The following is a 25,806-nucleotide window of genomic DNA, read 5'->3' as shown; positions in this document are numbered from 1 at the left end:
ACGTTTGGGGGTGACACCGCCCGACCACCCCGGGGCGCGGGTCGCCGGGACCACAGGGAAGTTGGGGACACCCCTGATGTTCCGATCCGCCGGGCTCCCCCACCAACGAGGCCTGACACGACGCAACCGACACAGCCACGGGCCGCCGAGATCGGCGAAATCGTGGTCGTGGGGCGTACGGAGTGCCACACACCGATGGTGAGGTGCTGCCACTGTGACACCCACTGGCCTCTTCCGTGAAGGTGCCGTTATCAAGCCGTTAGTTGCCCGCCACGTTGCCGATACTTGAAAAATGATCATAAAACGCCCGGCGCGGGCGGCACTGAGCAGGAAATACGTTGCGCCGCCCGAACAGCCGGCCTCGGCCCGTGCGCGAGCCCCGAGGTCACCCGAGCCCGGTGGGACGTCCGTCACCACTCACGTTTCGACCCGTCCGGATGAGGGCCCCTACGGCTACCCGGACACGATCACCGACTGGGTGTACGAGGGCGCGCCGGACGTTTCTCTGATCCTCGCCGGCGCGACGCGCCGTCACACGAGACGGCGATCCGCCGCCCAGCGGGAGAGCTCGTAGCGGTTGGACATCTGAAGCTTGCGCAGCACGTTCGACACGTGCGTCTCCACAGTCTTGATGGAGATGAAGAGCTCCTTGGCGATCTCCTTGTACGCGTACCCCCGGGCCAACAGCCGCAGCACCTCACGCTCACGGTTGGTGAGCTGGTCCAGCTCCGGGTCGGCCACCGGCGCGTCCGGTCGGGCCGCGAAGGCGTCCAGCACGAACCCGGCCAGCCGTGGGCTGAACACCGCGTCCCCGTCGGCCACGCGACGGATCGCGGCAGCCAACTCGTCCGGGGAGATGGTCTTGGTGACGTACCCGCGGGCACCGGCACGGATCAGCCCGATCACGTCCTCCGCCGCGTCGGAGACGCTCAACGCGAGGAACTTGACCTGCGGGTGCGTACGCCGCATCGCCTCCAGCACCGCGCGACCGCCGCCGTCGGGCATGTGCACGTCGAGCAGCACCACGTCCGGGCCGACGACGGCGATCCGGGTGACCGCCTCGGCCACCGTGCTCGCCTCGCCCACCACCTCGACGTGGGCGCCCAACTCCGCACGCACCCCGGCTCGGAACATGGCGTGGTCGTCCACCAGGAACACCCGCAGCCGCTCGGGGCGGGCCTCCGCCGGGTCGAGGTGCTCGGTCGGCTGCTCGGCCATGGTCATCTGTTCCTCTCCGCTGCGGACGAGTCCCGGGAGATCGGCAGGATCAACCGGACCTCGGTCCCCTCCCCCGGGCCGGACCGTATTTCGGCCCGTCCGCCGTGCCGCTTCATCCGCCCGATGATCGAGCCGCGTACGCCGTGCCGGTGGTCCTCCACGGTATCCGGATCGAAGCCCTTCCCCCGGTCCCGGACGAAGACACTGACCTGATCCGGCTCCACCTCGGCGTAGAGCGACACGGTCTGCACGCCGGCGTGCCGGGCCGCGTTCACCAACGCCTCCCGGGCGGCCGCGACCAGCGCCCCGACCTTCTCGTCGGTCTCCCGGTCCCCCACCACTACCGTCTCCACGCTGATCGCGAAGGTGTCCTCGACCTCAGCCGCGGCCTGCTCCAGCGCGGCGGCGAAGCGCTCGCTCGGCGAAGCGGTCGGCTTGTAGAGCCAGTTGCGCAGCGAACGCTCCTGCCCCCGGGCCAGCCGCTGCACCGTCTTGACGTCGCCGGCGTTGCGCTGGATCAGCGCCAACGTGTGCAGCACCTGGTCGTGCACCATCGCGGCCAGCTCGGCCCGCTCCTGCTCGCGGATGCGCCCCTCGCGCTCCGAGCGGAGCTGGCTGTACGTCCGCCAGAGCACCGGCGCGGCGACCACGCCGACGCCCGCCAGCCCGACCAACGCGAAGATCACGCCATTGATCACCGCGTCGAAGTTCTGTGCCGGCGAGTAGACGGCCGCGACGCCGATGATGCCGACCGCGACCAGCACTCCACCGCCGATGAACCGCAGCACGAAGGCCCGCCGGTCGCTCTCCTCGACGACCGCGCCGAGCCAGGGCACCGGCATCGCCTCGCCCCACTGTCGCCGCCGCTCGGGCGCGGACTGGTGCCAGATGACCCCGGCGCCGACAGCGATGATGGCCACCAACCAACCGGCGGTGCCCGCCGCGCCGACCGAGTCGAAGACCATCACCTGGATCAACAGGACACCGAGCCCGATCCCCACGAACGGCAGGAGTTGGGCGACGTCCCGCCGGGGCGGCACCGCCGTGTCACCGGGACGCAGCGGCACCACCGCCCAGAAGGCCGCGTAGAGCAACAGGCCCAGCCCGCTGAGCCCGAGCAGGACCATGAACGCGACGCGCACCCGCAGCACCGAGATGCCGAGATGGTCGGCGATACCGGCGGCGACGCCGGCGGCCATCCGGTGCTCCGGGGCGCGGTACAGGCGCGGGGGCGAGGTCACGGTGCTGATCGGAGGCTCCCTGGTCACAGTGGCGGACAGGTCGAGGTCGGTGACTCGATCGTCACACGCTGCGGCGTCCGCGACCACGGGGACGCCCCCGACATTCCGGCCGCAGGATCTCAGGGTGGGGTCAGGGTCGGGTCCTGAGGTCGTTCGGGTGGACCGGGCAGCAGGATCGAAGCATGACCGAGGAAGCTGCCCCGCCGCCCCGACCGGGGTCGGCACAGCCGGGCGGTTCAGCACCGCCCCCGCCCACCACCACGCCCACCGGATGGACCGAGCCCAGCACGTTCGGTCCGCACGCTGGCAGCGAGCCGACCGCCGGCACCGCGCCCGGCGAGCCGACCGCCGGCTACGCGCCACCCACGGCGGGTTACGGCCCAGGCCCAGGGTTCGCGGCGGGCACCGGCTACGGCCCGGGCGGCACACCACCGGGGCCGGGTGGTCCCGGTCCGTCCGCGCCGCCACCGCCGCTGGGCGGCACCGGCTTCACCTCGCGGTACGGGCTGGTCCGGCCGCGCGAGGGGCGGTATCTGGCCGGTGTCTGCGCGGCGATCGGGCGCGCCACGAACACCGATCCGGTGCTCTGGCGGGTGCTGCTCGCGGTGCTCGGGTTCTTCGGGGGCATCGGCATCCTGGTGTACGTCGCCGCCTGGCTGATCATCCCGAACGAGGGCGACACCGCGTCCCCCGTCGAGTCCATGCTCGGTCGTGGTCGTTCCAGCATGTCCCCGGTGACAGTGATCGTCCTGGGCATCCTGGTCGCGGCCAGCTTCGCGTACATCGTCACCGATGCCTTCCGCGCGGTGCTGCTCGGCGCGGCCATCCTGGTCGCCGGCGCGCTCCTGCTCAACCGGGACGGCCGCAATCCACGGCCCGGCACCCCGGGTGGTCCGCCGCCCGCCGCGCCGGCCGGCAACCCGGCTGGTCCGGTCGTCCCACCGGTGACCTGGCCCGCACCGTCGTACGGCGCGGCGCCGTCGACCGGCCCAGCGGTGACGCCGCCGATGTTCAGCACCGGTCCGGAGTACGCCACAGCGACGACCGGGGCGACGCCCACCGTCACCATCCCCGCGTACGACGCGCAGCCGACCAGCGCGACGCAGCCTGTGTCGGCAGTCGGCCCGGTGTCCGGGCAACCGGCCGGCACCACGGCCGCCCAGCCCGGCTGGCCGAGCACCGCCATGCCCAGCGCCGGCTGGCCGTCGGCACCGGTGAGCAGCACACCCACCGCCCCGACCGGCTATCCGACCGCCCCGCCACCCTCCGGTTACCGTCCTCCGTTCGCGCCGCACGGCCCGTACGCTTCGCCGACACCGGCCGCGCCTCCTTCGCCGAAGCCACCGAAGCCGCCGAAGCGCCCCAAGGAGCGGTCGCCGCTCGGCGCGGTGACCTTCTCGCTGATCTTCCTGGTGCTCGGTCTGGTCGCCCTGCTCGACCTGCTGGACGTCTTCGCCATCAGCGCCTCGGCGTACTTCGCGGCCGCGCTGGCCACGATCGCGCTGGGCCTGCTGGTCGGCACGTGGTTCGGGCGGGCGCGCTGGCTCATCGCCCTCGGTCTGGTGACCGCGGCGGCGCTGGGCACTGCGACAGTCGCCGAGTCCTACGACCGGATCCGTGGGGTCGACGGCGCGGTGACCTGGGCGCCCACCGACTACCGCGACCTGGCGGACCGGTACGAGAACAGCTTCGGTGACGCAGTGCTCGACCTGCGCGGAATCGACTTCGCGAAACGGGACAGCCAGGTGACAGTGGCAGTCAACTTCGGCCAGGCGACAGTGGTCGTGCCGCCGAACGTCGACGTCACCACAGTGGCCGACGTCAACGCGGGTGACGCCACCATTTTCGGCAACCGCTCCGGCGGGCTGGACGGCCGCCTGCGGGAATCCACAGACGTCGGCGCGGACGGGCCCGGCGGCGGGACCCTGCGCCTCTACATCCATGTCAATGCCGGCAACCTGGAGGTGACCCGGTGAAGGCTCACCGCACGGATCTGGTGTCGTTCGCCTTCGGGCTCGTGTTCCTGGCGCTGTCCGCCTGGTGGCTGCTCGCCCAACTGCTCGGGCTCGCGCTGCCGCCGGTCGGCTGGTTCCTGGCCGGCGCACTCATCCTGATCGGAGTCTTCGGGCTGGTCGGCGCGCTGCGCTCGGGTCGACCGAACCAGCCCGAGCCGATTGCCGAGGCCGGTGCCGCCGAAGCTGTCGCTCCCGTCTCCGGCACGTCCGTCTCCGGCGTACCCGTCTCCGGCGCCGCCACGTCGACGTCCGGCGCGGCCCTGCCGGTCTGGGAAGCCGAACGGTCCACCTGGGACACTCCTTCCACGGATCCGAGGCTCGTCTCGGACCCGACGCTCGGCTCGGACCGGACGTTGGAGACGCCGACCACCGAGGTGCGGGCGCAGGACGTGCCGGCCACCGACGTGATCCACCCGGCCTGGCTGGCACATCCGCCGTCGGAGCCGCCCACCGAGCCCATTCCCGGCCACCCCGGCACCGGCAACGACGAGTCGACAGTCGGGAACCCCGCCCGCCCGGCCTCGGCAGAGGGGGACGAGCCGACCCGTTCCGACCAACCGGTCGAGGCCACCGGCGACCAGCCGGGTGACGAGCGCGAGAGTCCGCACAGGCAAGCCTGACATCGGGCACCCGTCCGCGTCGGTCCACCGCATCCCCACGGCGGTGCGGCCGGCGCGGACGGCCGCATATGCTGGCTGGTGGAGATCTCGCCTCCGCCGGCCGGCCCGTCCCGCCCATGGCGGTCCCGCCGCGATTCCCGTCTCTACCCCCGTCAGGAGCCCGCCCGACATGACCCAGTCCCCCGCCGTGCGTACCACCGGCCGGTCCGGTCCGGTCCGCATCGGCGAGCGAGCCGCCCGTACCCTCGTCGCCGAGCTGGCCCGGATCAACGACCCCAAGGCTGCCCTGCTGGTCGGGGTGACCCCGGACTCCGCGGTGCTGGCCGCCGCTGTCGATGCGTTGCTCCCCGGTGACCGGCTCACCGTGGTGCCCGCCGAGCCGTTCGGCGCTGCGGCGCTGCGCGAGCACATCACAGCCCAGGGCCGCTGGGTCGCCGACCGGGTGAGCGTCGTCGACTCGCTGGCCGAAGCCGAGGCCGCCGCGGTCGTCATCGCCGCCGAGGTGTTCACCGGCACCGCCGAGGCCACCCGCAGCGGCGTCGAAGGGTTGACCAAGTACCTGACCGACGGGGCGGTGCTGAGCGTGGCGACCGTCGCCGCCCCCGGCCGGACCGAGGGTGCCGCCGCCGAGTTGGCCCGCCAGGACGCCCTCTACGGCGTCGGCGCCGATCTGGTGCTGCGTAACTCGCCACCGGTGCGGGTCTACCGACTGCGCTTCACCCCGGCCAGCCCGACCGCGGCCGACAGCCTGGCCCCCGCCTACCGGCCATCGAGCGTGCCGGTGACCCGGGGCATGCACATCGACTCCAACGGCGTGGCGGCGGCGGGCATCGCGCTGGGGCTCGCGGCACTGGCCCGGGTGGCGCGACCGTCGTCCAAGCTGTGGCTGCTGCCGGCCCTGGCCGCCGGGCCGGTCGCCGCGTTCTTCCGGGATCCCGAACGGGACGTGCCGGAGGACCCGAGCGCCGTGGTCGCCAGCGCGGACGGCAAGGTCCTGTCGGTGCAGCGGCTGCACGACGAGCGCTTCGGCGACGGCGAGTGGTTGCGGATCGCCGTGTTCCTGTCGGTGCTGGACGTGCACGTCAACCGCACCCCGGTCGCCGGCAAGGTGGTTGACTACTTCGTCGCCGACGGCGGCTTCGTCAACGCGATGAAGCCGGACGCCGAGCACAACGTCGCCGCGTACACCGTGCTGGACACCGCTCGCGGCACCGTGGTGGTCGCCCAGCGGACCGGGCTGATCGCCCGCCGGATCGTGCAGCGCGCGCCGATCGGCGCGCTGCTGGCCAAGGGCGAGCGCTTCGGACTGATCCGGTTCGGCTCCCGGACCGACGTCTACCTGCCCGCCGACGCTGCGGACCCGCTGGTCGGGCCGGGCGACAAGGTGGTCGGCGGGTCCACCGTCATCGCCCGCTGGCGCTGACCCACAAACGCAAAGAACGGGGCGCCGCTGTCCGCGGCGCCCCGTTCTTTCTGCTCAGATCAGGCGGTACGACGTTGCCGCAGCCAGAGAACCGGTCCGCTGACCAGGTAGCCCACCACGATCAGGGCGAAGGTGAGCCGGATGTCGACCAGCGCGCCGATCACCGGGGCCAGCCAGAGCCACGGCGGCAGCTTCACCAGGCGGGCGAGCTTGGCGTACGGGAAGCTCGACACCATCGCGAAGGCCAGCAGCGCCACCCCGGCGACCAGCACGGCACCGGGCACCGGCAGGCCGATCGCCACCGTCACGGCGAGCACTGCCGCCGCCATGGTGGTGGGCACCCCGCAGAAGAACCTGCCGTCCTTGGGCGAGACGTTGAACCGGGCCAGTCGAATCGCGGCACACGCCGCGACCAGGGCGCACGCCACCGCCGCCGCCGCCGTGGAGACGGAGCCGGCGAGCGAGGCGTAGACCACCACCGGCGCGGCGAGACCGAACGAGCACATGTCGGCCAGTGAGTCCATCTGTGCGCCGAACGGGCTTGCCACCCCGAGCCGCCGGGCCAGAGCGCCGTCCAGGCCGTCGAAGCCGACGCACGCGATCAGGCAGAGCGCCGCCATCCGCACCTCGCCCTGCATGGCCAGGAAAATGGCCAGCATGCCGAGCATCAGGCTGGCCAGCGTGCAGGCGTTGACCAGGCCGAACTTCATCCGACGCGCGATGGTGCGCTCGCCGGGGAGCAGTGGGATCGAGTGGGCCTCGTCGGTCTGCGTCATCGGCGGCATCGCCGGGCTGACCGGCATGACCGCGTCGACATCGGCTCGATTCAGGCCCAGTGTCGGGTCCACGCCCAGTGTCGGCCGGCTGAGCCGGTCCAGGCCGTAGCGACGGCGCTGCCGATCGGCGTACCGGTGCTCGGTCGGGGCCAGGTCGGTCGGGTGCAGGTCGCCGTCGCGGCGGCCGACCCGGACCAAAAGCACCTGGCGGGCGAACGTGCTGCTGCGGCGCAACCGGCCCGCCCAGCGACGCCCTGCGGGGCGCGGACTGTCAGTAGTACGACGCCGGCGCCATGGGGCTCTCGGCACGTTTCCTCCATCACCGGATCTGCTGACCGCCAAGTGGCGGGTGTCCGGCTGTCTCGTGCCGGACCTTGCATGGCCCGGCAGCCGTTTTGCGGAGTACACCATCGCATAGGGGAACATGGCTTGGCGATAGCTGCCGGCGGTACTTATATCTGGCTTAAACCGCTCGAACCGCTCGCTTGTTCCCATCCCGGGCTTCATCGCCCGTTTCCTCCATCATTCCCGCCTTTGACTGTACCGGAGGGTCACCAAGTCGGCTCACCGAGCGGGGTGCTATCGGCCACTCTGTCCGATTGCCACGGCGGCGATGTCGCTCAACGGCAGGTCAGTCGCCTCGTCGCGGGTGAACCACCCCGCCCGCGCCGTCGACCCCCCGGCGGACTCGGTGACCACCGCGTCGGTGGGTACGTCCACCAGCACCCGATAGATCACCCGTACGCCATGCCAGTCCAGAGGTCGGCCTTCCGGGCCCAGCGCGGCGGGATTGTGCAGATTGTTGACGCCAAGAAGCTCCACGACCCTGCCCACCTGCCCACCCTCCTCGACCAACTCCCGCAGCAACCCGGTGGCCGGCTGCTCGCCGTGATCGGTGCCACCACCGGGTAGATGCCACAGACCGGCCCCCGGGTAGCCCTGCGCGATCTGGGTGAGCAGAATCCGCCCGGCCGGGTCGGTGACCAGCCCGTACGCCCCGAAGCGCAGCCGACGATCAGGGTGCTGCGGCGGCGACAGGTCCCGCGAACGGTGTGCTGCCGGCGGCAGTGGCGTGACCGGCAGGCCGAGCGCCTCGGCGGTGAACGGGGTCAGCGGCAACTGCGCCACCTCCGCCAGCGAAAGCCAGCCAACTTGATCAACCAGAGCAGCCCCGCCGTCCCTCAACCCGCCCCGGGACTGGCCTTTCTCAGGCCCCGCGCCCTCAAGCCCCGCGCCCTCAAGCCCCGCGCCCTCAAGCCCCGCGCCCTCAAGCCCCGCGCCCTCAAGCCCCGCGCCCTCAAGCCCCGCGCCCTCGCGCCCCGCGCCGTCGGACAGTGCGCCCTCGCGCCCCGCGCCGTCGGACAGTGCGCCTTGGGGCATGTCGAGTTCGAACAACAGCCGGTCGGTGTGCAGCGCGGCCTCGCCCTCCACAGAGGTGGCCACATCAGCGACCACCGCGAGTAGTCGCGTCACAGCGATCGTCAGCCCGGCCTGCTCGGCGACCTGGCGGACCACGGCGTGCTGCGGGTCCTCGGCATGCCCTACGGCACCGCCGGGCAACCGCCAGAACCCGGGAAACTCACCCTCCGCCCCATCCCGAACCATCAAGACCCGGCCCGAGTCCCGCACCAGCCCGTAGGCCCCGACTCGCCGCGCAAATTGCACCTTCGCTCGCCCCCGCTTCGCACCCACAACTGTTGATCATGAAGTTATCGCGGTCCATCTCGCGTTCCGACAATAACTTCATGATCAACGCGAGGCAGTGCACGGGAACCCGCAGAGCCTGGCAAGCCGAGGCGTCGCAGGCGTCCGTGGCCGTCCAGCGCGTCCGAGGCCTCCAGCGTGCCCGGCGCCTCCAGCGCGCCCGAGGGCAGCGTCGCGCCCGAGGGCTCCAGCGCGTCCCAGGCCCCCAGCGCGCCCGAGGGCTCCAGCGCGTCCCAGGCCCCCAGCGCGCCCGAGGGCTCCAGCGCGTCCGAGGCCCCCAGCGCGTCCGAACCTCCAGCGCGTTCCGGAGGTCGCAGCCCGACCACCCCATGACGACAGCCAGTTCGCCCGACCAAGACCCGTTCAGCCTGCTTTGCGACCGATCCGCTTCACCCTATTGGGCCCTCATTGTGCCGTCCATCCGCGTCGCGAGAGTCGAGACGAACGGTGATCGACTCGGGTTCACGGAAGGCGCGGTATGCCAGCGCCTGGGACACCGCGCCTTCTAGGAATCCGAGTGGATCACCGAGGGGCGTGGCGGCGCGCCGATGATTGCCTGCCCGCGACGCCCGCGCGGCACCCTTCGGCGAGGCGTCCCGCAGTCAAGATCGCGCAACATCCAGGATGTAGTGGCATCGGCGCGCCAGTGAAGCCACTACATCATGGTTCGAGCACGATCTTGGCCCGACACCCGAAGGCCTACACCCAAGACCCAAGACCCAAGACCCAAGACCCAAGACCCAAGGCCCAAGACCCGAGGCCCAAGACCCGAGGCCCAAGACCCGAGACCCGAGACCCGAGGGCCGGCGGCGCGACGCAGGGTCAGGTGAGTTGGGCGGCTTGGACTGCTTCGGCGGTCACCTCGGTGAGGCGGTCGGTGGGGAGGGCGCCCAACTCCTCGCGGCCGAACCAGCGGGCCTCGCAGGTGGAGCCGCCCACGTCGGCCACTGTCAGCGGGTTGGGCTGGTCGACGACGACCCGGTAGAAGGCGCGTACGCCGTGCCAGTCGATCGGGTAGCCCTCGGGGCCGAGTGAGGCGGCGTCGCGGTGGCTGGCGACGCCGAGCAGCTCGACGAGGCGGCCGGCCTGGCCGGTTTCCTCGATCAGCTCTCGGATGAGTGCCGCGCCGGGCTGTTCGCCGTAGTCGGTGCCGCCGCCGGGCAGGTGCCAGCAGCCGGCGCCGGGGTAGCCGTCGGAGATGCGGGTGAGCAGCACTCGACCGGCGGGGTCGGTGCAGACCGCGTACGCGGCGAAGCGTTGGGCCCGGTGCAGCCCGTCGGGGCCGGGCACGGCGTAGAAGGAGGGGAATTCGGGTGCCTCGTCGGGCACCACGTCGGCCGAGGAGGCGGGCAGCCCGAGGGCGCGTGCGGTGAACGAGCGCAGCGGCAGCTCGCGCGCCTCGTCGAGGGTGTACCACCGGGCCAGGTCGGTGGGGCGCTCGCCGACCCGGTCGGCGAGGGTGCCACCGCGCACTGCGACCCGGTAGATGAGCCGGTCGGTGTGGATGGTGATGCCCCGGTCCGGGAGTGCCCGCATGTCGGCGAGCACGTCGGCCAGGCCGGAGACGGCGACGGAGAGGCCGGTTTCGGCGGCGGTCTCGCGAACGACTGTGTGGTTCGGGTCCTCGCCGTGGTCGACAGCCCCTCCGGGCAGCGACCACGCGCCGGGGGTGCCGGAGCGCTCCGATGCGCGGACCAGCAAGACTCGGCCGCTTGAATCAGCACAAACTGCGTATGCCGCGATCCTGCGGAGCGGCTTGAGCAAGGTGGTCACGGAAGCAAATTCTCCCCGGGCCGGGTTACCGGAACGGAAAAGAGTCGGATTCCTGACTATCTGGCCCCGGTCAGGGATCGGTCAGGGTAAGGATCCGGGCGGTCACCGAGGTCGGGCCGGTCGCCAGCGCGGACCGTGGGGGTATGACATCGACCACCGCTCCCCGTGCCCCGTACAAGCAGCTCCGGCGACCCACCACCGACCGCATGGTCGCCGGGGTCGCCAGCGGCGTCGGCCGCTACTTCGCCGTCGATCCCACACTGGTCCGGGTGATCTTCGCGGTCACCGGCCTGCTCACCGGCGGGCTCGCGCTGTTCGCGTACCCGATCATGTGGTTCCTGATGCCGGAGGAGCCCACCGGCGCGCCGGCCTGGCCGCACGCCGCGGGCGTCGCGCCGCAGAACGGCCCGCCGCCCCCCGCCGGGCCCGCGCCCGGCGGGGCACCGCAGGGGTACGCCCCGACGCCGCCCTACCCGCCGACGACCCCGTCCGACCCGCCGCCAGCGGCCTGAGCGGCGCTCACTCCCACTCGATGGTGCCCGGCGGCTTGCTGGTGACGTCCAGGACGACCCGGTTGACCTCGGCGACCTCGTTGGTGATCCGGGTGGAGATCCGGGCCACCACGTCGTAGGGCAGCCGGGACCAGTCGGCGGTCATCGCGTCTTCGCTGGAGACCGGGCGCAGCACCACGGGGTGCCCGTAGCTGCGCCCGTCTCCCTGCACACCGACGCTGCGCACGTCGGCGAGCAGCACCACCGGGAACTGCCAGACACCCCTGTCGAGGCCGGCGGCGGTCAGTTCCTCGCGGGCGATCAGGTCGGCCTGGCGGAGCAGGTCGAGCCGTTCCTGGTCGACCGCGCCGATGATCCGGATGGCCAGACCGGGGCCGGGGAACGGGTGCCGCCAGACCATCGCCTCGGGCAGGCCCAGTTGGAGGCCGAGCGCCCGGACCTCGTCCTTGAACAGGGTGCGCAGCGGCTCGACCAGCGCGAACTTCAGGTCTTCCGGGAGGCCGCCGACGTTGTGGTGACTCTTGATGTTGGCGGTGCCGGTGCCGCCGCCGGACTCCACCACGTCGGGGTAGAGGGTGCCCTGGACGAGGAACTCGACGTCGCCGTGTGCGGCGATCTCGCGGGCTGCGGCCTCGAAGACCCTGATGAACTCCCGACCAATGATCTTGCGCTTCTGCTCCGGGTCGATCACCCCGGCGAGCGCGCCGAGGAACCGGTCGGCGGCGTCGACCACCTTCAGCTTGATGCCGGTGGCGGCGACGTAGTCCTTCTCCACCTGCTCGGCCTCGCCGGCGCGCAGCAGGCCGTGATCGACGAAGACGCAGGTGAGCTGGTCACCGACGGCCTTGTGCACGAGCGCCGCGGCGACCGCCGAGTCCACCCCGCCGGAGAGGCCACAGATGACCTCCTTGTCGCCGATCTGGGCGCGGATCCGGGCGACCTGCTCGTCGATGATGTTCTCGGGAGTCCAGGTCGGCTCGATGCCGGCGATGTCGTAGAGGAAGCGGGTGAGCATCTCCTGGCCGTGCGCGGTGTGCCCGACCTCCGGGTGGAACTGCACGCCGGCCCGGCGACCGGCCAGGTCCTCGAATGCGGCGACCGGCGCGCCCGCCGACTCGGCGGTCACTGTGAAGCCCTCTGGCGCTTCGGTGACGCAGTCGCCGTGACTCATCCAGACCGGCAGGTCCGCCGGGAGGTCACGCAGCAGCACACCGGGGTCGAGGAGGCGGGGGCGCAGCGGGGTGCCGCCGTACTCGCGGTTGCCGGTCCTGGTGACAGTGCCGCCGAGCGCCTGGGCCATCGCCTGGAAGCCGTAGCAGATGCCGAAGACCGGCACGTCGGCGCTGAACACGCCCGCGTCGATCTGCGGCGCGTCCGGAGCGTAGACGCTGGACGGGCCGCCGGACAGGATGATCGCGGCGGGGTTCTTCGCCAGCATCTCGGCGATCGGCATCGAGTGCGGCACGATCTCGGAGTAGACCTTCGCCTCACGGACCCGGCGCGCGATGAGCTGGGCGTACTGGGCTCCGAAGTCCACCACGAGGACGGGGCGAGGCAGGCTCATGTGCACGAAGCCTACCGACAGTCACGGCCGTTCCCGGCACCGGCTCGCCGGCAATCCACTCTCCCCGCGATCTTGCACTTCCTGTCCCGACAAAAGCCGCAGACACCGCAGAACGACGACCGAACCCGCAAGATCGCCGCAGGGTGGGGTCAGGGACGCAACGCTCCCGGTGCGGCTGCCGGGACTGCCGGGTTTTTCGGGGGTACGGGTGGGAGGCGGCGGTACGGGGAGCCGAGCGCCGGACGGGGGTCCTCATCGCCCCGGTTGGGCCAGAAGGACATCGCCCGTTCCGCCTGTGCGGTGATCGTCAGGGACGGGTTCACGCCCAGGTTGGCCGAGACTGCCGCGCCGTCGACCACGTGCAGTCCGACGTGCCCGTACACCCGGTGCCAGGGGTCGATCACCCCGTCGGCCGGGGTGGCCCCGATGACCGCTCCGCCCAGGATGTGCGCGGTCATCGGGATGTCGAACGGTTCGGTGAGCGAACCGCCGGGGGTGCCACCGATCTCGTCGGCGAGCATTCGGGCGGCGGCGTTGCCGGCCGGGATCCAGGTGGGGCTCGGCGTGCCGTGGCCCGGACCGGTGACCAACCTGCTGCCGAGTGGGCCGCGCCGCCACCGGGTGGTCAGCGAGTTGTCCACGGACTGCATGACCAGGGCGATCACCGTCCGTTCCGACCAGCCGCGTACCGACAGCATCCGCGCGGCCAACCGGGGCTGCCGCACGATGCTGCCCAGCCAGCGGCGTACCCGGTGTGGGCCGCCGTCGACAAGCAGCGACTGGAGCAGCCCCATCACGTTGGAGCCCCGCCCGTAGCGGACCGGCTCGATGTGGGTCTGCGGGTCCGGGTGGAACGAACTGGTGATGGCCACCCCCTCGGTGTAGTCCAACCGCTCGGCCCGGGCCCGTCGACGGGGCACCGAGGCGCCGAGGATCGCCTCCGAGTTGGTCCGGGTCAGCTCGCCGAGGCGGGGCGAGAGCCCGGGTAGCGCACCGTCGGCCCGCATTCCGTGCAGCAGCCGCTGGGTGCCGAGCGCCCCGGCGGCGAAGACCACCTGGTCGGCGTGGATGACCTGCCGTCCCTTGCGCAGCCAGGCGCCGGTGCGTTCGGTGTGCACCTCGTACCCGCCGCCGTCGGCGGGCCGGACGGCGGTCACAGTGGTCAGCTGACGGACCGTGACCCCGAGCTGTTCGGCGAGCCAGAGGTAGTTCTTCACCAGTGTGTTCTTCGCGCCGTGCCGGCAGCCGGTCATACACGAGCCGCAGTGCAGGCAGCCGGTGCGGTCCGGGCCGGCGCCGCCGAAGTACGGGTCGGCGATCCGCTGGCCGGGCCGGCCGATGTGCACGCCCACCGGGGTGGCGTGGAAGGTGTGCCCCACCCCCATCCGGTCGGCCACCGCGCGCATGGCGCGGTCCGCGCCGGTGTGCACCGGGTACGTGGTGACGCCGAGCATCCGTTTCGCCTGGTCGTAGTGGCGGGCCAACTCGTCGCGCCAGTCGGTGATGTCGCGCCACTGCGGGTCGCTGAAGAAGGCCGGCAGCGGTTCGTAGAGGGTGTTGGCGTAGACCAGCGAACCGCCGCCCACCCCGGCGCCGGAGAGGACCAGCACTCCGTCGCCGGATCGTCTGTCGGCCGGGCGGAGCAGGGTGAGCCGTTGGATGCCGTAGCAGCCCAGCTTCGGGGCCCAGAGGAACCGGCGGACCCGCCAGGACGTCTGCGGGAACTCGTCGTCGGCGAAGCGGCGGCCGGCCTCCAGCACCGCCACCGAGTAGCCCTTCTCGGCCAGTCGGAGCGCGGTGACGCTGCCACCGAAGCCGGACCCGATGACGACCACGTCGTACCGCATGCACGCATCATTACTCGCGAGTAGCGCTCGCGCCAGCGGCACTTTTCGCGCGATCATGCTCCGGCCGACCGACCCGGCGTCTCCCGGCCGCAACCCGGAGCACCCGTCGGAACGTTGTTCACCAGACGGGTGGAAGGAATCCAACATGGTTCTCGGGTCGATGGCGCCGCGCCGACGGTGGCTGCTGCTGGGGTTGGCGGCCCTCGCCGTCGTCGCGCTGATCGCGGCCGGCACGGTAGTGATCACCCGGCTGACCGGCGACGACAAGCCGGGCGGCGCTCCGGTGGCCGGCTCACCGACCCCGTCGCCGATCGGCACGCCGACGCCGAGCCCCAGCGGCCCACCGCCGGGCGCGGACATCACCGGCCCGCTCAACCTGCTGCTGGTCGGTGTGGACACCCGGGTCAGCGTGCCCGGGTGGGAGCCGCACTCGGACGCCGTGCTGGTGCTGCACGTACCCAAGGGGTTGGATCGGGCGTACCTCTTCTCGCTCCCCCGCGACCTGGTGGTGGACATCCCGGCGTTCCCGAAGGCCGGCTACAAGGGTGGCAAGACCAAACTCACGCACGCGATGAGCTTCGGCAGCCGGGTGCCGGGCAAACCCAAACAACCCAGCACGGCCCAGGGGTACGAGCTGCTGCGCAGCACCGTCAGCGGTTACACCGGTCTGCGCATCGACGCGGGCGCGGTGCTCACCTTCACCGGGTTCGATCGGCTGGTCAACGCCCTGGGTGGGGTGGACATCTACGTCGACCAGCGGGTCGAGTCGCTGCACCGCCGACCGGACGGCAAGTACCGGGAGAGCGCGCCGGGCGGCTACAAGGGGCCGCAGCAGGTCTACGAGAAGGGCGACCGGCACCTCAACGGCTGGCAGGCCCTCGACTACGCGCGGCAGCGCTACATCACCGGCGGTGACTACGCCCGGCAGCGCCACCAGCAGCAACTGATCCGGGCGATGACCCGCAAGATCCTGGACGAGGGCCTGGCCCGGCAACCGGAGCGCGTCGACCAGGTGGTCTCCGCGTTGGGCGACACGCTGGTCTACGTGGGCGGTCGCCGGATCGTCGACATCGCGTACACCCTCGGTGGCCTGCCGGAGAACCGCTTCACGCTGGTCGGGCTGCCCGGTTCCGGTGTCGGCAAGGGCAGCGCCTACCGGGGTGAACAGCTGACCAGCGAGGGCCGGAAGTTCCTCACCGAACTCCGCGCCGGCCGCGCCGACGCGTACCTGACCGCCCATCCCGCCCTGGTCGTGAAGAATTGACCGCCAATCAGAGTCGCTTTGGCAGGTCGGGCTTCTCGGTGCCGTAGAGCCAGGCGTCGAAGATCGCGTCGAGCCGCTTGCCGGAGATCCGCTCGGCCAGCGCCACGAACTCGGCGGTGGTGGCGGTGCCGTCGCGCTTCTCCGCCGCCCACGTCCTGACGATCTCGAAGAACGCCTTGTCGCCGACGGCCACCCGCAGGGCGTGCAGTGTCATCCCACCGCGCTGGTAGACCGACTCGCTGAACAGCTTGTCCACGCCCGGCTTGCCCGGCGGCGTCCTCCACACCTGCGCGGACATCTCGGCGTACCGGGTGTCGAACGCCTCCTTGGCGGTGTACGCCTCGGTGTGCTCGGCCCAGAGCCACTCCGCGTACGTCGCGAAGCCCTCGTTGAGCCAGATGTCCTCCCACTTGGCCAACGCGACACTGTCGCCGAACCACTGGTGGGCCAACTCGTGGGCGACGACCTCGGTGTTCTCGCCCTGGCGGAAGAAACTCGCCGCGTAGACCGGTCGGCTCTGCGTCTCCAGGGCATAGGAGATCCGGCTGTCGGAGATCACCACCCCGCCGTACGCGTCGAACGGGTACGGCCCGAACACACTCTCCAGGTAGTCGGCCACCGCGACGGTCTGCGCGATGGACGCGTCGGCGTTCCCCTTGGCCACTGTGGTGGTGACCGCGTTGTAGACCGGGCGGCCCTTGTGCTCGCCGGTGGTGATCCGGAACTTGCCGATCACCAGCGTGCTCAGATAGCTGGCCATTGGCGACTTCTCCGACCACTTCCAGGTGGTCCAACCGCCGGTGCTGGTCTTCCCGCCGGGAACGCCGTTGCTGATCGCGGTCAGGCCGTCCGGAACGGTGACCTCGAAGTCGTAGGCAGCCTTGTCCGACGGGTGGTCGTTGACCGGGAACCAGGTGCTGGCCGACTCGGGTTGACCCAGCGCGATGGCACCGTCGGCGGTGTGCCGGAAGCCACCGTCACCGAGCGTCTCGTTCTTCAGCGGCTTCGGCTTGCCCGCGTAGGTGACTTCGGCGACGAACCCGTTGCCGTTGATGAGGCCGGAAGCCGGCTTGATCACCAGCTCGTTCCGCTTGCGGCTGTGGGTCGCCGGCGCGCCGTCCACTGTGACCGCGCTGACGGTCAGGCCCGCCAGGTCGAGGTTGAACGTCGACAGGTCCGTGGTCGCGGTGGCCCGCACCGTTGTCGTACCCGTCAACTGGTCCTTGGCCGGGTCGTAGCGCACCTTCACCGTGTACCGCCCGACGTCGTAGCCGCCGTTGCCGTAGGTCGGGAAGTAGGCGTCGCCGACCCCGTCGGCGCCCGCGGCGAACGTCCGCGCCGGAGTGGGGGACGCGCTCGGTGCTGGGGCCGTCTCCGGGCCCGCCGAGCCACATCCGGACAGTGCGAGCGCACCGGTCACCAGCAGGCCGACAGCCACTCGCAGTCTGTGCCGCGTCCCGCGCATCCCACACCCTTTCCGCACGGTGGCCGGTCACGGCCTCCGCCGTCCCGCGCGAACGGGCGCCTACCCGCCGTTCGCAGGCGGCAGCATATCGACCGGGCAGCGGGGCCGGGTCACGGCAGTGTGGGGGCCGAACCACCCACCAACCAGGCGTCGAAGAGCGGCCGCAGTTGCCGCCCGGCGACCCGCTCGGCCAGCGCGACGAGGTCCGCGGTGGTCGCGTTGCCCGCCGCCCGCTCGGTGGTCCAGGCACGCAGGATGCGGAAGAAGAGGTCGTCACCGACGGTCCGGCGCAACGCGTGCACGGCGAGCGCCCCGCGCTTGTAGACGGCACTGCCGAACATCTGCTCCCGGCCCGGCTCGACCGACGGCTGCGTCCAGTCGGTCGCCGCGTACTGGATCTCGAAGTTGCGCTGGGCGGTCCGGCCGCCGTCGTGCTCCTCCCACAACCACTCGGCGTAGCTGGCGAAGCCCTCGTTGAGCCAGATGTCGCTCCACCTGGTCAGCGACACGCTGTCGCCGAACCACTGGTGCGCCAGTTCGTGCGCGACGACGCTCGGGTTCGGCCGGTCGTCAGCGAAGAAGCCAGGCCCGTAGACCGGCCGGGACTGGGTCTCCAGCGCGTACCCGATCCGCTCGTCGGCGATCACGATCCCCCCGTAGGAGTCGAACGGGTACGGGCCGAAGCGGCTGGCCAGGAAGTCGACGATCGCGCCGGTGCGGGCCAGCGAGGCGGCCGCGCCGCCGGTCGCCGGAAGGCTCGCGGCCACCGCCGTGACCATCGGTCGGCCGGCGTGCGTGCCGGTCACCACCCGGTAGTCACCGATCACGAGCGTGCTCAGGTAGCTGGCCATCGGGGCGCGCTCCGACCAGCGCCAGGTGGTCCAGCCGTCGGCGCTGCTCTTCGGCCCGGGTACGCCGTTGCCCAGCGCGGCCAGGCCGTCCGGGACGGTCACCGCCAGGTCGTAGGTGGCCTTGTCCGACGGGTGGTCGTTGACCGGGAACCAGGTGGCTGCCGAATCGGGTTGGCCGAGCGCCACCGCGCCGTCGGCGGTGTGCAGGAAACCACCGCTGCCCAACACCCCGTCGTCGACAGCAGTGGGGACGCCCGCGTACTCGACGGTCACTGTGAACTGCCGGCCGCGCGGCAGTCCGTCGCGGGGGGTCACCACCAGCTCGCCGTCGCCGCGCCGGTGCTCGGCCGCCGCGTCACCCACGCTGACCGCGCTGACCTTCAGGCCGACCAGGTCCAGGTTGAACCGGGACAGGTCCTGCGTGGCGGTGGCCGTGATGACGGCTCGACCGGTCAGCCGGTCGGCCGACGGGTCGTAGCGGACGTCGAGGCCGTAGTGCCCGACGTCGTAACCGCCGTTGCCGTGCCCCGGCACGTACGGGTCGCCGACGTCGGCGGCACCGGGCCGGAAGCCGTCGTGGTCGTCGCCGGTGCAACCGGTGGCGGCCAGCCCGATCGCGCAGGTCAGCGCGGCGACGCGCAATCTCCGTCCGGTCAGGACCATGCCCACCCCTCCTGCCGCGCCCGACCTCCTGCGGCGTTGCGGTGAGGACGAGCGTAGTCAGGATCGCGGGCCGCGCGGCCGGTATCGACGATCATCAGTGACTTTCGTCGAATCCAACAAAAGCTGCCGTCGATCGAACCTTTCTTTCGACTTAGACCGACGTTAGTGTCTGTCTCCGACCACCGTCGCGAAAGGTGGAACCATGCCAGACCACACCGCCCCCGACGCCACCCCCACCGGCCGGCTCAGCCGCCGATCCCTGCTCGCCGCCTCCGCCGGCGCCGCCGCAGCGATCGGCGCGGCGGGCCTACCCGTCCTCGCCACCGGCACCCCCGCGCTCGCCGATCCCGGCAACGCGAGCAAGCTGCGGGTGGAGCCGCTAATCCCGGCCCGCAACCGCGGCATCATCCTCTACAGCGTCCGCGACCGGATCACCGCCGCGCCCGACGACAGCGGAGTGCCGTACGGCTTCGAGCGCGTCCTCGCCCGACTCGCCGAGATCGGCTACAAGGAGATCGAGTTCGCCGGCTACACCCAGAGCACCGAGATCCTGGGCCGGCAGATCACCCCCGCCGAGATCCGCAAGATCCTCGACGACAACGGTCTGGTGGCCAACGGCACCCACGCCACGATCCAGCCGGCCACCTTCCAGCAACAGCTGGACATCGCCGAGGAACTCGGCATGAAGAACATCGGCACCGGCAGCGACCCGACCAGCAGCGCCTACAAGGCCGAGTGGGACGCCGCCGCGGACATCTGGAACGAGCTGGGCCGGCAGGCCAGGGCCCGGGGCATGCGGCTCTACACGCACAACCACGACGCCGCGTACAGCTTCCTGATCGACCGGGGCCCGCGCGACGCGCAGGGCCGGCAGACCCGGTCCTCGGGCATCCGCCGACTGGAGTACTTCTTCGAGATCACCGACCCGCGGTACGTCTTCTTCGAGTTGGACATCTACTGGGCCTACGTGGCCCGCTACAAGCACCAGAAGTACGTCAACCCGGCCGGTCAGGAAGTGACCGACCTGTTCGACCCGATCCTCACAGTGGCCGACCGGACCACCCGGTTCCCGCTCTTCCACGCCAAGGACGGCGACCGGGACACCAGCGTGCCCAACGGGTACCAGATGACCCCGCTCGGTGACGGCGACCTCAACTTCCAGCAGTTCTTCCAGACCATCGGCGAGCGCAACTTCCACCACGCCAACTGGGAGATGGACACCGCCCCAGGCGGCGCGGACAACAGGGGCCAGTCGCTCGACTTCGCGGCGACCAGCTACCGCAACATGTCCGACCTGACCATCTACCTGGAGAAGTGACTCCCCGCTGAACGCGACGAAGGCCGGCCCCGCACCAGGCGGGGCCGGCCTTTCGGCGTCTGACGATCGGTCAGCGGTCGAGGACCAGTCCGACCTTCTGGAACTCCTTCAGGTCGCGGTAACCGCACTTGGCCATCGCCCGACGCAGCCCACCGAACAGGTTGAGCTGGCCGTCGGCCTCGTCCGCAGGCCCGAAGAGCAACTGCTCCATCGACCCGAGCGGCTCACCGGAGACCTCGAACGCACCCCGGGGCAGCGACGGGTGACTCGCCGCCGAGTGCCACCAGGCACCACCGGCCGGGGCCTCGTCGCAGAGCGACAACGGCTCACCGAGCATCACCGCATCCGCACCGCAGCCGAGCGCCTTGGCGATGTCGCCCGAGGTCTGGATGTCACCGTCGGCGATCAGGTGCACGTACCGACCGCCGGTCTCATCCAGGTAGTCACGGCGGGCCGCCGCGGCGTCGGCGATCGCGGTGGCCATCGGCACCCGGATGCCCAGCACCGACTCGGTGGTCGACCACTCGTCGCCACCGATACCCACGATCACGCCGGCCGCGCCGGTACGCATCAGGTGCAGCGCCGTCTTGTAGTCAGTGCAGCCGCCGACGATCACCGGCAGGTCCAGGTCGGCGATGAACTCCTTGAGGTTCAGCGGCTCATCGGTGGTCGACACGTGCTCGGCCGAGACGATGGTGCCCTGGATAACCAGGATGTCCACCCCGGCGTCCAGGATCACCGGCGCCAGCGCGAGGGTGTGCTGCGGAGAGACCCGCACCGCCACCGTGCTGCCACCGGCGCGCAGCTCGCGCACCCGCTCCGCGATCAGGTCCGGGCGGATCGGCTCGGCGTACACCTCCTGGAGCCGCTTGGTGGCGCGGGCCTCCTCGTCGAGGCCGGCCAGCTCGTCCAGCACCTTGGTCGGGTTCTCGTAGCGGGTCCAGAGCCCCTCGACGTTGAGCACGCCGAGGCCGCCGAGCTGACCGAGCCGCACCGCCGAGGCCGGGCTCATGGTGGCGTCGGAGGGGTGGCCGACGCACGGAATACCGAACGGGTACGCGTCGAGCTGCCACGACGTCGAGACGTCGTCGACGTCGCGGGTGCGGCGGCTCGGCACGATGGCGATGTCGTCCAGGTGGTAGCCGCGCTGCGCGGTCTTGCCCAGCCCGATCTCGACCACGTCACGCATGGGGGACTCCAGGTGGTTGGGGGTGTTGGATCAGCGGGTGTGGTAGTTGGGCGCCTCGACGGTCATCTGGATGTCGTGCGGGTGGCTCTCCTTCAGACCAGCCGCGGTGATCCGGATGAGCTGGCCCCGGCGGTGCAGATCGGGGATGTTCTCCGCACCGGCGTACCCCATGGCCAGCCGCAGCCCGCCGACCAGCTGGTGGGCGACCCGGGACAGCGGCCCCCGGTAGGGCACCTGACCCTCCACGCCCTCGGGGACCAGCTTGTCGTCGCTGAGCACGTCCTGCTGGAAGTAACGGTCCTTGCTGTACGACTTGGCCTGGCCCCGGGACTGCATCGCGCCGAGCGAGCCCATCCCGCGGTACGTCTTGAACTGCTTGCCGTTGACGAAGATCAGCTCGCCGGGGCTCTCCTCGCAGCCGGCCAGCAGGCTGCCCAGCATCACCGTGTCGGCGCCGGCCACCAGGGCCTTGGCGATGTCGCCAGAATATTGGATGCCGCCGTCGCCGATCACCGGCACACCGGCCGGGCGGGCGGCCCGAGCCGCCTCCATGATCGCGGTCACCTGCGGCACGCCGACCCCGGCGACGATCCGGGTGGTGCAGATCGCGCCCGGCCCCACGCCCACCTTGACGCCGTCGGCGCCGGCGTCGACAAGCGCCTTCGCGCCGGCGTACGTGGCCACGTTGCCGCCCATGACGTCGACAGCCACATCGGCCTTGAGCCGGCGGACCATGTCCAGCACGGCCCGCTGGTGACCGTGCGCGGTGTCCACGATGAGCACGTCGACACCCGCGTCGACCAGGGCACGGGCCCGCTTGTACGCGTCCTCGCCCACACCGATGGCGGCGGCGACCCGCAGCCGGCCGGCGTCGTCCTTGCTGGCGTCCGGGTACTGCTCGCTCTTGGTGAAGTCCTTGACGGTGATCAGGCCACGCAGCCGACCCGAGTCGTCGACGATCGGCAGCTTCTCGACCTTGTGCTGACGCAGCAGCGCCAGGGCGTCGTCCTTGCTCACCCCGACCCGCGCGGTGACCAGCGGCGTGTGGGTCATGATCTCCCGAACCGGGGTGTCCGGCTCGGAGACGAAACGCATGTCCCGGTTGGTGACGATGCCGACAAGCTGGCCGTCGCCGTCCACCACCGGAACGCCGGAGATGCGGTAACGCCCGCACAACTCGTCGACCTCGCGCAGGGTGTCATCCGGGCTGGCGGTCACCGGGTTGGTGATCATGCCGGACTCGGAGCGCTTCACCAGATCGACCTGAAGGGCCTGGTCCTCCAGGGAGAGGTTGCGGTGCAGGACGCCGATGCCGCCCTGGCGGGCCATGGCGATCGCCATCCGGGCCTCGGTCACCGTGTCCATCGCGCTGGACAACAGCGGAATGGACAACTCGATGTTGCGGGTGAGCTTGGTCCGGGTGTTGACCCGGCTGGGCACCACGTCCGACTCGCCCGGCTGAAGCAGCACGTCATCGAAGGTGAGGCCGAGCGGAACCACCCGGGCGGAGCCGGCCGGCAGCTCGGGCAGGTGGCCGCCCAGGTCGGCGTGCTCCACGCCGGCCGGAAGATCGGTGCTGGGCGAATTTTCCACGATTGCTCCCCTGAGCTGCTCGGATGGGCTTCAGCGAGGTGGCGCGGGCGGGCACCGGAGCGCGCCACGGTGCCGGCACGTCGCCTCATCGTACCCAGTGAGCTGGGCGACCCGTCCGTGGCAGGCCGGGCCGGCGCGGAGGCCGGGGGGCGGACGTTCGCGCCGCGTTGGGTCTACGGTGAGGGGGTGCACGACGAGCCCATCGACCCGTTCAATGGCGACCCGGCCGATCCGACAGCGGGTCTGGAAGACCCGGGCGATGACGCGACGCCGGATCCGCTGACCGACGTCGAGCGGCAGGATGTGCTGGAAGACCTCGCTGACCTGGAGATCTACCAGGCTCTGCTGGCCCCGATCGGGGTCCGCGGGTTGGTGATCGAATGCGAGGACTGCCGCGAGCCGCACTACTTCGACTGGGACCTGCTCCGCGGCAACCTACGGCACCTGCTCAACTCGGGCCGGCCCCGGGTGCACGAACCCGCCTACGACCCGGACCCGGACCACTACGTGACCTGGGACTACGCCCGGGGGTACGCGGACGGGGTGCACGACACCCTGTCCGAGGGCACCGAGGACGAGCCGGACGCCCCGACCGCCACCAAGTAACGCTTGCCGGGCGGCGGGCACCCCCGCTGCCCCGCGCCCCGGATGCTCCGCTGCCGCACGGCGTCCCGCTGCCGCGAGCCCCGAAAACCCAGCAGCCGCGCTGTCTGCCCCAGTCGCGCGCCCCGGCCGCCCAGCGGTCGCGCGGCGTGCGTAGGTCAGGCCACCAGACCGGCGCGGAAACCCGCTGCCACCGCGTGGGCCCGGTCCCGGGCGCCAAGCTTGCGGAACAACCGGCGGGCGTGCGTCTTGACGGTGTCCTCCGAGACGAACAGCTCCCGGCCGATCTCCGCGTTGCTCTTGCCCTCGGCCATGCCGAGCAGCACCTGAAGCTCACGCTCGGTGAGGCCGATCGACGCCCGACTGGGTCGGGCGTTCGGTGCGGGACGGCCCGGGTCGGTCTGGGTCGGCGAGTCGCCGGTCCCCGCCTCCGCTTCGTCGTCGCCCCGCTGCACCGGCACCGACGCCACCCCGGCCGGCCCGTCGGCTGCTGTGGCCGCCCAGCCGGGTTCACCGGAACCGCGCGGCGACGGCCCGGAGCGGCCGGAACCACCCACCGCCGCCGCGTCGCGGGCCGGATCGGTGATCCGCTGCCGGGAGGCTCGGCCAGGCGCGGTGAGCAGCAGGAGCGCCTTCGCCACCGCGCTGGTCAGGTCATGGTCGACATTCTGGATGAGCCCTCGCGCGCCGGCGCTGATGGTGGCCGCCGCGGCCTCGGACTCCTCGGTGCCGAGCAGCAGCACCGCCGCCTGGGGCGCACGCGCCAACACCCGGCGGACGAAACCGGCGCTGTCCGGCCGGGTGAGGGCCGTGTCGGCCAGGACCACGTCGGCCGGCCGCTCGGCCAGCCGCAGCATCACCTCTGGATCAGAGACGGCGGTACGAACGATCGCGGACAACCCCAGCCGCGCGGCAGCAGAAGTAAGGTGCTGGGCCGCGAGTGGTGTCCTAACGCACACAAGAACGGTACGCACTGTGGTCTCCTCTCCGCCAACGAGCAGACCATGACGAGGTCGGCTGGGGAGGGGGTTCCCGGCAATCCTTCGAACTTTTCCGACAGATAGGGCAAAAGCCGCAATTTCTCGGACGTTTTCGATCACAGACGTGTGAGTTGGCGACAGCCCGGGTACCGGGAGATCCAGGCCGGGAACGGTGCGCCTGCGCGGCCCGCCGCCCGGATGCCGGCCATAAGGATTCTCGCGGAGCCGCGCGGGAGGAGGGGTGCTGATGTCGAACGTACGTAGACTGCCCGGACCCATCGTCGATCTCTGGGACTGGCAGCGACTCGGTGCCTGCCGGGGGCGCGACAGCGCCCAGTTCTTCCACCCCGACGGTGAGCGTGGTTCCTCCCGGTTGCGCCGCGAGTCCGCTGCCAAGTCGGTCTGCCGCGCCTGCCCGGTTCGCGCCGAGTGCGCCGCCCACGCCCTGTCGGTACGGGAGCCCTACGGCGTGTGGGGCGGCTTCAGCGAGTCGGAGCGCCTGCGACTACTCGCCGTCGGCTGGGAGGACCTGGCAGACCGCCGGCACGCCCGGGTCGACGTCGCGCGGCTGGAGGCCCGTCTGGGCCGCCCGCACAAGTCGACCGTCCCGGCCCAACGCAACGTCGCCTGACCAACGACGTCCCCAACATCCGCGAACCGCGCCCTCCCAGCGAGGGCGCGGTTTCGTGCCGTTCAGGCGGTTCCCCACGGCCATGACCCGCGCCACCTCCCATACAGCCTTGATCAACACGGGTTCCTTGATGTCGGGGCATCCCGCCGGCCCGTACACCCCGATTTCAACGATCCCGAGTGAATCAAGCCGAGTGTCAGGTCTCGCGGGCGTACAGAGACATCGCGCTGGGGAGCTTTGTCCGGCATGGGGTATTCGAGCCAGATGCAGAGCTTAGGCTGCTGCGAGGTACGCGGCCTTTGTCCGGTGACCGGGTGCACTCGTGGGCTGGAATCATGGCGGGGCCGGGGTCGTTACATACCCTGACGATCGCAGCACCACCGACCCGCCGCCCCGCTTTTGAGGGCTGGTCGCGCAGGCTGGAATGCCAGCCTCCACCCGGTCGTTACAGTCCCCACGACCGACCAACCGGCACCGCCACGATGAGGGTGCCGACGGGTGGGCCGATCCCGGAATGACCCCGGCCCCCGGGTCGTTACACAGGGTCCCGGCGCCA

Annotated in this window: 19 protein-coding genes and 1 pseudogene; 8 read left to right on the top strand and 12 right to left on the bottom strand. The window is 71.3% G+C overall.

Going from position 1 to position 25,806, the window contains the following annotated elements; translation table 11 throughout:
- Positions 1-531: 531 nt before the first annotated feature.
- On the bottom strand, positions 532-1,218 hold the full coding sequence (locus AB0B94_RS32445) for a response regulator transcription factor (RefSeq protein WP_238668355.1): 687 nt from the start codon (positions 1,216-1,218) through the stop codon (positions 532-534).
- A 2-nt stretch (positions 1,219-1,220) separates the two neighbouring features.
- A complete protein-coding gene (locus AB0B94_RS32440) occupies positions 1,221-2,486 on the bottom strand; it encodes an ATP-binding protein (protein WP_238687763.1) in 1,266 nt (421 codons plus the stop codon).
- 155 nt (positions 2,487-2,641) lie between these two features.
- On the opposite strand from AB0B94_RS32440, the gene AB0B94_RS32435 reads away from it, so the two are divergent.
- The 3 genes and pseudogenes from AB0B94_RS32435 (at position 2,642) to AB0B94_RS32425 (ending at position 6,517) form a co-directional block, all read left to right on the top strand.
- Positions 2,642-4,435 carry a PspC domain-containing protein gene (locus AB0B94_RS32435; RefSeq protein WP_357289568.1) on the top strand — a complete coding sequence of 598 codons (1,794 nt, stop codon included), beginning with the start codon at positions 2,642-2,644 and terminating at the stop codon, positions 4,433-4,435.
- Positions 4,432-4,614 (top strand): annotated as a pseudogene (locus AB0B94_RS32430) (hypothetical protein); the annotation flags it as partial. The gene AB0B94_RS32435 and the pseudogene AB0B94_RS32430, both read left to right, overlap by 4 nt.
- A gap of 649 nt (positions 4,615-5,263) precedes the next feature.
- Positions 5,264-6,517: a phosphatidylserine decarboxylase gene (locus AB0B94_RS32425; protein ID WP_357289565.1), complete on the top strand. Its 1,254-nt coding sequence runs from the start codon at positions 5,264-5,266 to the stop codon at positions 6,515-6,517.
- A gap of 59 nt (positions 6,518-6,576) precedes the next feature.
- Here AB0B94_RS32425 and AB0B94_RS32420 read toward each other — a convergent pair whose 3' ends face one another.
- The 3 genes from AB0B94_RS32420 to AB0B94_RS32410 form a co-directional block, all read right to left on the bottom strand.
- On the bottom strand, positions 6,577-7,527 hold the full coding sequence (locus AB0B94_RS32420) for a CDP-alcohol phosphatidyltransferase family protein (RefSeq protein ID WP_357289562.1): 951 nt from the start codon (positions 7,525-7,527) through the stop codon (positions 6,577-6,579).
- A 345-nt stretch (positions 7,528-7,872) separates the two neighbouring features.
- Complete coding sequence (locus tag AB0B94_RS32415; protein ID WP_357289558.1) at positions 7,873-8,898, bottom strand: NUDIX domain-containing protein; 1,026 nt, start codon at positions 8,896-8,898, stop codon at positions 7,873-7,875.
- A 921-nt stretch (positions 8,899-9,819) separates the two neighbouring features.
- Positions 9,820-10,770: an NUDIX domain-containing protein gene (locus AB0B94_RS32410; RefSeq protein WP_210783350.1), complete on the bottom strand. Its 951-nt coding sequence runs from the start codon at positions 10,768-10,770 to the stop codon at positions 9,820-9,822.
- 143 nt (positions 10,771-10,913) lie between these two features.
- Between AB0B94_RS32410 and AB0B94_RS32405 the strand changes: the two genes are divergently transcribed.
- Positions 10,914-11,282, top strand: coding sequence for a PspC domain-containing protein (locus AB0B94_RS32405; protein WP_357289553.1), 369 nt, complete (start codon positions 10,914-10,916; stop codon positions 11,280-11,282).
- 7 nt (positions 11,283-11,289) lie between these two features.
- On the opposite strand, the gene guaA is transcribed toward AB0B94_RS32405, so the two are convergent.
- Positions 11,290-12,846, bottom strand: coding sequence for a glutamine-hydrolyzing GMP synthase (guaA, locus tag AB0B94_RS32400; RefSeq protein ID WP_357289549.1), 1,557 nt, complete (start codon positions 12,844-12,846; stop codon positions 11,290-11,292).
- 149 nt (positions 12,847-12,995) lie between these two features.
- Positions 12,996-14,693: a GMC family oxidoreductase gene (locus tag AB0B94_RS32395; protein WP_357289546.1), complete on the bottom strand. Its 1,698-nt coding sequence runs from the start codon at positions 14,691-14,693 to the stop codon at positions 12,996-12,998.
- 145 nt (positions 14,694-14,838) lie between these two features.
- On the opposite strand from AB0B94_RS32395, the gene AB0B94_RS32390 reads away from it, so the two are divergent.
- Positions 14,839-15,957, top strand: coding sequence for an LCP family protein (locus AB0B94_RS32390; protein ID WP_357289543.1), 1,119 nt, complete (start codon positions 14,839-14,841; stop codon positions 15,955-15,957).
- Positions 15,958-15,964: 7 nt separating this feature from the next.
- Here the strand turns inward: AB0B94_RS32390 and AB0B94_RS32385 are convergent, their stop codons facing one another.
- Together AB0B94_RS32385 and AB0B94_RS32380 are read right to left on the bottom strand one after the other, a co-directional pair.
- Positions 15,965-17,422, bottom strand: coding sequence for a M1 family metallopeptidase (locus AB0B94_RS32385; protein ID WP_357289540.1), 1,458 nt, complete (start codon positions 17,420-17,422; stop codon positions 15,965-15,967).
- 110 nt (positions 17,423-17,532) lie between these two features.
- Positions 17,533-18,936: a M1 family metallopeptidase gene (locus tag AB0B94_RS32380; RefSeq protein WP_357289536.1), complete on the bottom strand. Its 1,404-nt coding sequence runs from the start codon at positions 18,934-18,936 to the stop codon at positions 17,533-17,535.
- Between the two features lie 202 nt (positions 18,937-19,138).
- Between AB0B94_RS32380 and AB0B94_RS32375 the strand changes: the two genes are divergently transcribed.
- Complete coding sequence (locus AB0B94_RS32375) at positions 19,139-20,254, top strand: sugar phosphate isomerase/epimerase (RefSeq protein WP_357289533.1); 1,116 nt, start codon at positions 19,139-19,141, stop codon at positions 20,252-20,254.
- Between the two features lie 70 nt (positions 20,255-20,324).
- On the opposite strand, the gene AB0B94_RS32370 is transcribed toward AB0B94_RS32375, so the two are convergent.
- Together AB0B94_RS32370 and guaB are read right to left on the bottom strand one after the other, a co-directional pair.
- Positions 20,325-21,443 (bottom strand): GuaB3 family IMP dehydrogenase-related protein, encoded by a 1,119-nt coding sequence (locus tag AB0B94_RS32370; RefSeq protein ID WP_112589254.1) that lies wholly within the window; start codon positions 21,441-21,443, stop codon positions 20,325-20,327.
- Between the two features lie 30 nt (positions 21,444-21,473).
- Positions 21,474-23,036 (bottom strand): IMP dehydrogenase, encoded by a 1,563-nt coding sequence (guaB, locus tag AB0B94_RS32365; protein WP_238667604.1) that lies wholly within the window; start codon positions 23,034-23,036, stop codon positions 21,474-21,476.
- Positions 23,037-23,222: 186 nt separating this feature from the next.
- On the opposite strand from guaB, the gene AB0B94_RS32360 reads away from it, so the two are divergent.
- Positions 23,223-23,642, top strand: coding sequence for a DUF5319 domain-containing protein (locus AB0B94_RS32360; protein WP_238667602.1), 420 nt, complete (start codon positions 23,223-23,225; stop codon positions 23,640-23,642).
- Between the two features lie 155 nt (positions 23,643-23,797).
- On the opposite strand, the gene AB0B94_RS32355 is transcribed toward AB0B94_RS32360, so the two are convergent.
- The gene (locus AB0B94_RS32355; RefSeq protein ID WP_357289526.1) at positions 23,798-24,613 is read right to left on the bottom strand and encodes a response regulator transcription factor; all 816 of its coding nucleotides are present in this window, start codon (positions 24,611-24,613) and stop codon (positions 23,798-23,800) included.
- Between the two features lie 253 nt (positions 24,614-24,866).
- Between AB0B94_RS32355 and AB0B94_RS32350 the strand changes: the two genes are divergently transcribed.
- A complete protein-coding gene (locus tag AB0B94_RS32350; RefSeq protein ID WP_091406539.1) occupies positions 24,867-25,250 on the top strand; it encodes a WhiB family transcriptional regulator in 384 nt (127 codons plus the stop codon).
- Positions 25,251-25,806 lie beyond the last annotated feature (556 nt).

It is taken from the genome of Micromonospora sp. NPDC048986 (assembly GCF_040649335.1).
Taxonomy (GTDB): Bacteria; Actinomycetota; Actinomycetes; order Mycobacteriales; family Micromonosporaceae; genus Micromonospora; species Micromonospora alfalfae.
Note: the sequence above shows the minus strand (reverse complement) of the source record. Positions and strands in the feature narration are given on the sequence as shown.

Bases quoted from the DNA above. Each gene is read 5' to 3' on its own strand.
- AB0B94_RS32445 (WP_238668355.1), bottom strand. From the start codon at position 1,218: ATGGCCGAGCAGCCGACCGAGCACCTCGACCCGGCGGAGGCCCGCCCC.
- AB0B94_RS32435 (WP_357289568.1), top strand. From the start codon at position 2,642: ATGACCGAGGAAGCTGCCCCGCCGCCCCGACCGGGGTCGGCACAGCCG.
- AB0B94_RS32425 (WP_357289565.1), top strand. From the start codon at position 5,264: ATGACCCAGTCCCCCGCCGTGCGTACCACCGGCCGGTCCGGTCCGGTC.
- AB0B94_RS32415 (WP_357289558.1), bottom strand. From the start codon at position 8,898: ATGGTTCGGGATGGGGCGGAGGGTGAGTTTCCCGGGTTCTGGCGGTTG.
- AB0B94_RS32405 (WP_357289553.1), top strand. From the start codon at position 10,914: ATGACATCGACCACCGCTCCCCGTGCCCCGTACAAGCAGCTCCGGCGA.
- guaA (WP_357289549.1), bottom strand. From the start codon at position 12,846: ATGAGCCTGCCTCGCCCCGTCCTCGTGGTGGACTTCGGAGCCCAGTAC.
- AB0B94_RS32395 (WP_357289546.1), bottom strand. From the start codon at position 14,693: ATGCGGTACGACGTGGTCGTCATCGGGTCCGGCTTCGGTGGCAGCGTC.
- AB0B94_RS32390 (WP_357289543.1), top strand. From the start codon at position 14,839: ATGGTTCTCGGGTCGATGGCGCCGCGCCGACGGTGGCTGCTGCTGGGG.
- AB0B94_RS32385 (WP_357289540.1), bottom strand. From the start codon at position 17,422: ATGCGCGGGACGCGGCACAGACTGCGAGTGGCTGTCGGCCTGCTGGTG.
- AB0B94_RS32380 (WP_357289536.1), bottom strand. From the start codon at position 18,936: ATGGTCCTGACCGGACGGAGATTGCGCGTCGCCGCGCTGACCTGCGCG.
- AB0B94_RS32375 (WP_357289533.1), top strand. From the start codon at position 19,139: ATGCCAGACCACACCGCCCCCGACGCCACCCCCACCGGCCGGCTCAGC.
- AB0B94_RS32370 (WP_112589254.1), bottom strand. From the start codon at position 21,443: ATGCGTGACGTGGTCGAGATCGGGCTGGGCAAGACCGCGCAGCGCGGC.
- AB0B94_RS32350 (WP_091406539.1), top strand. From the start codon at position 24,867: ATGTCGAACGTACGTAGACTGCCCGGACCCATCGTCGATCTCTGGGAC.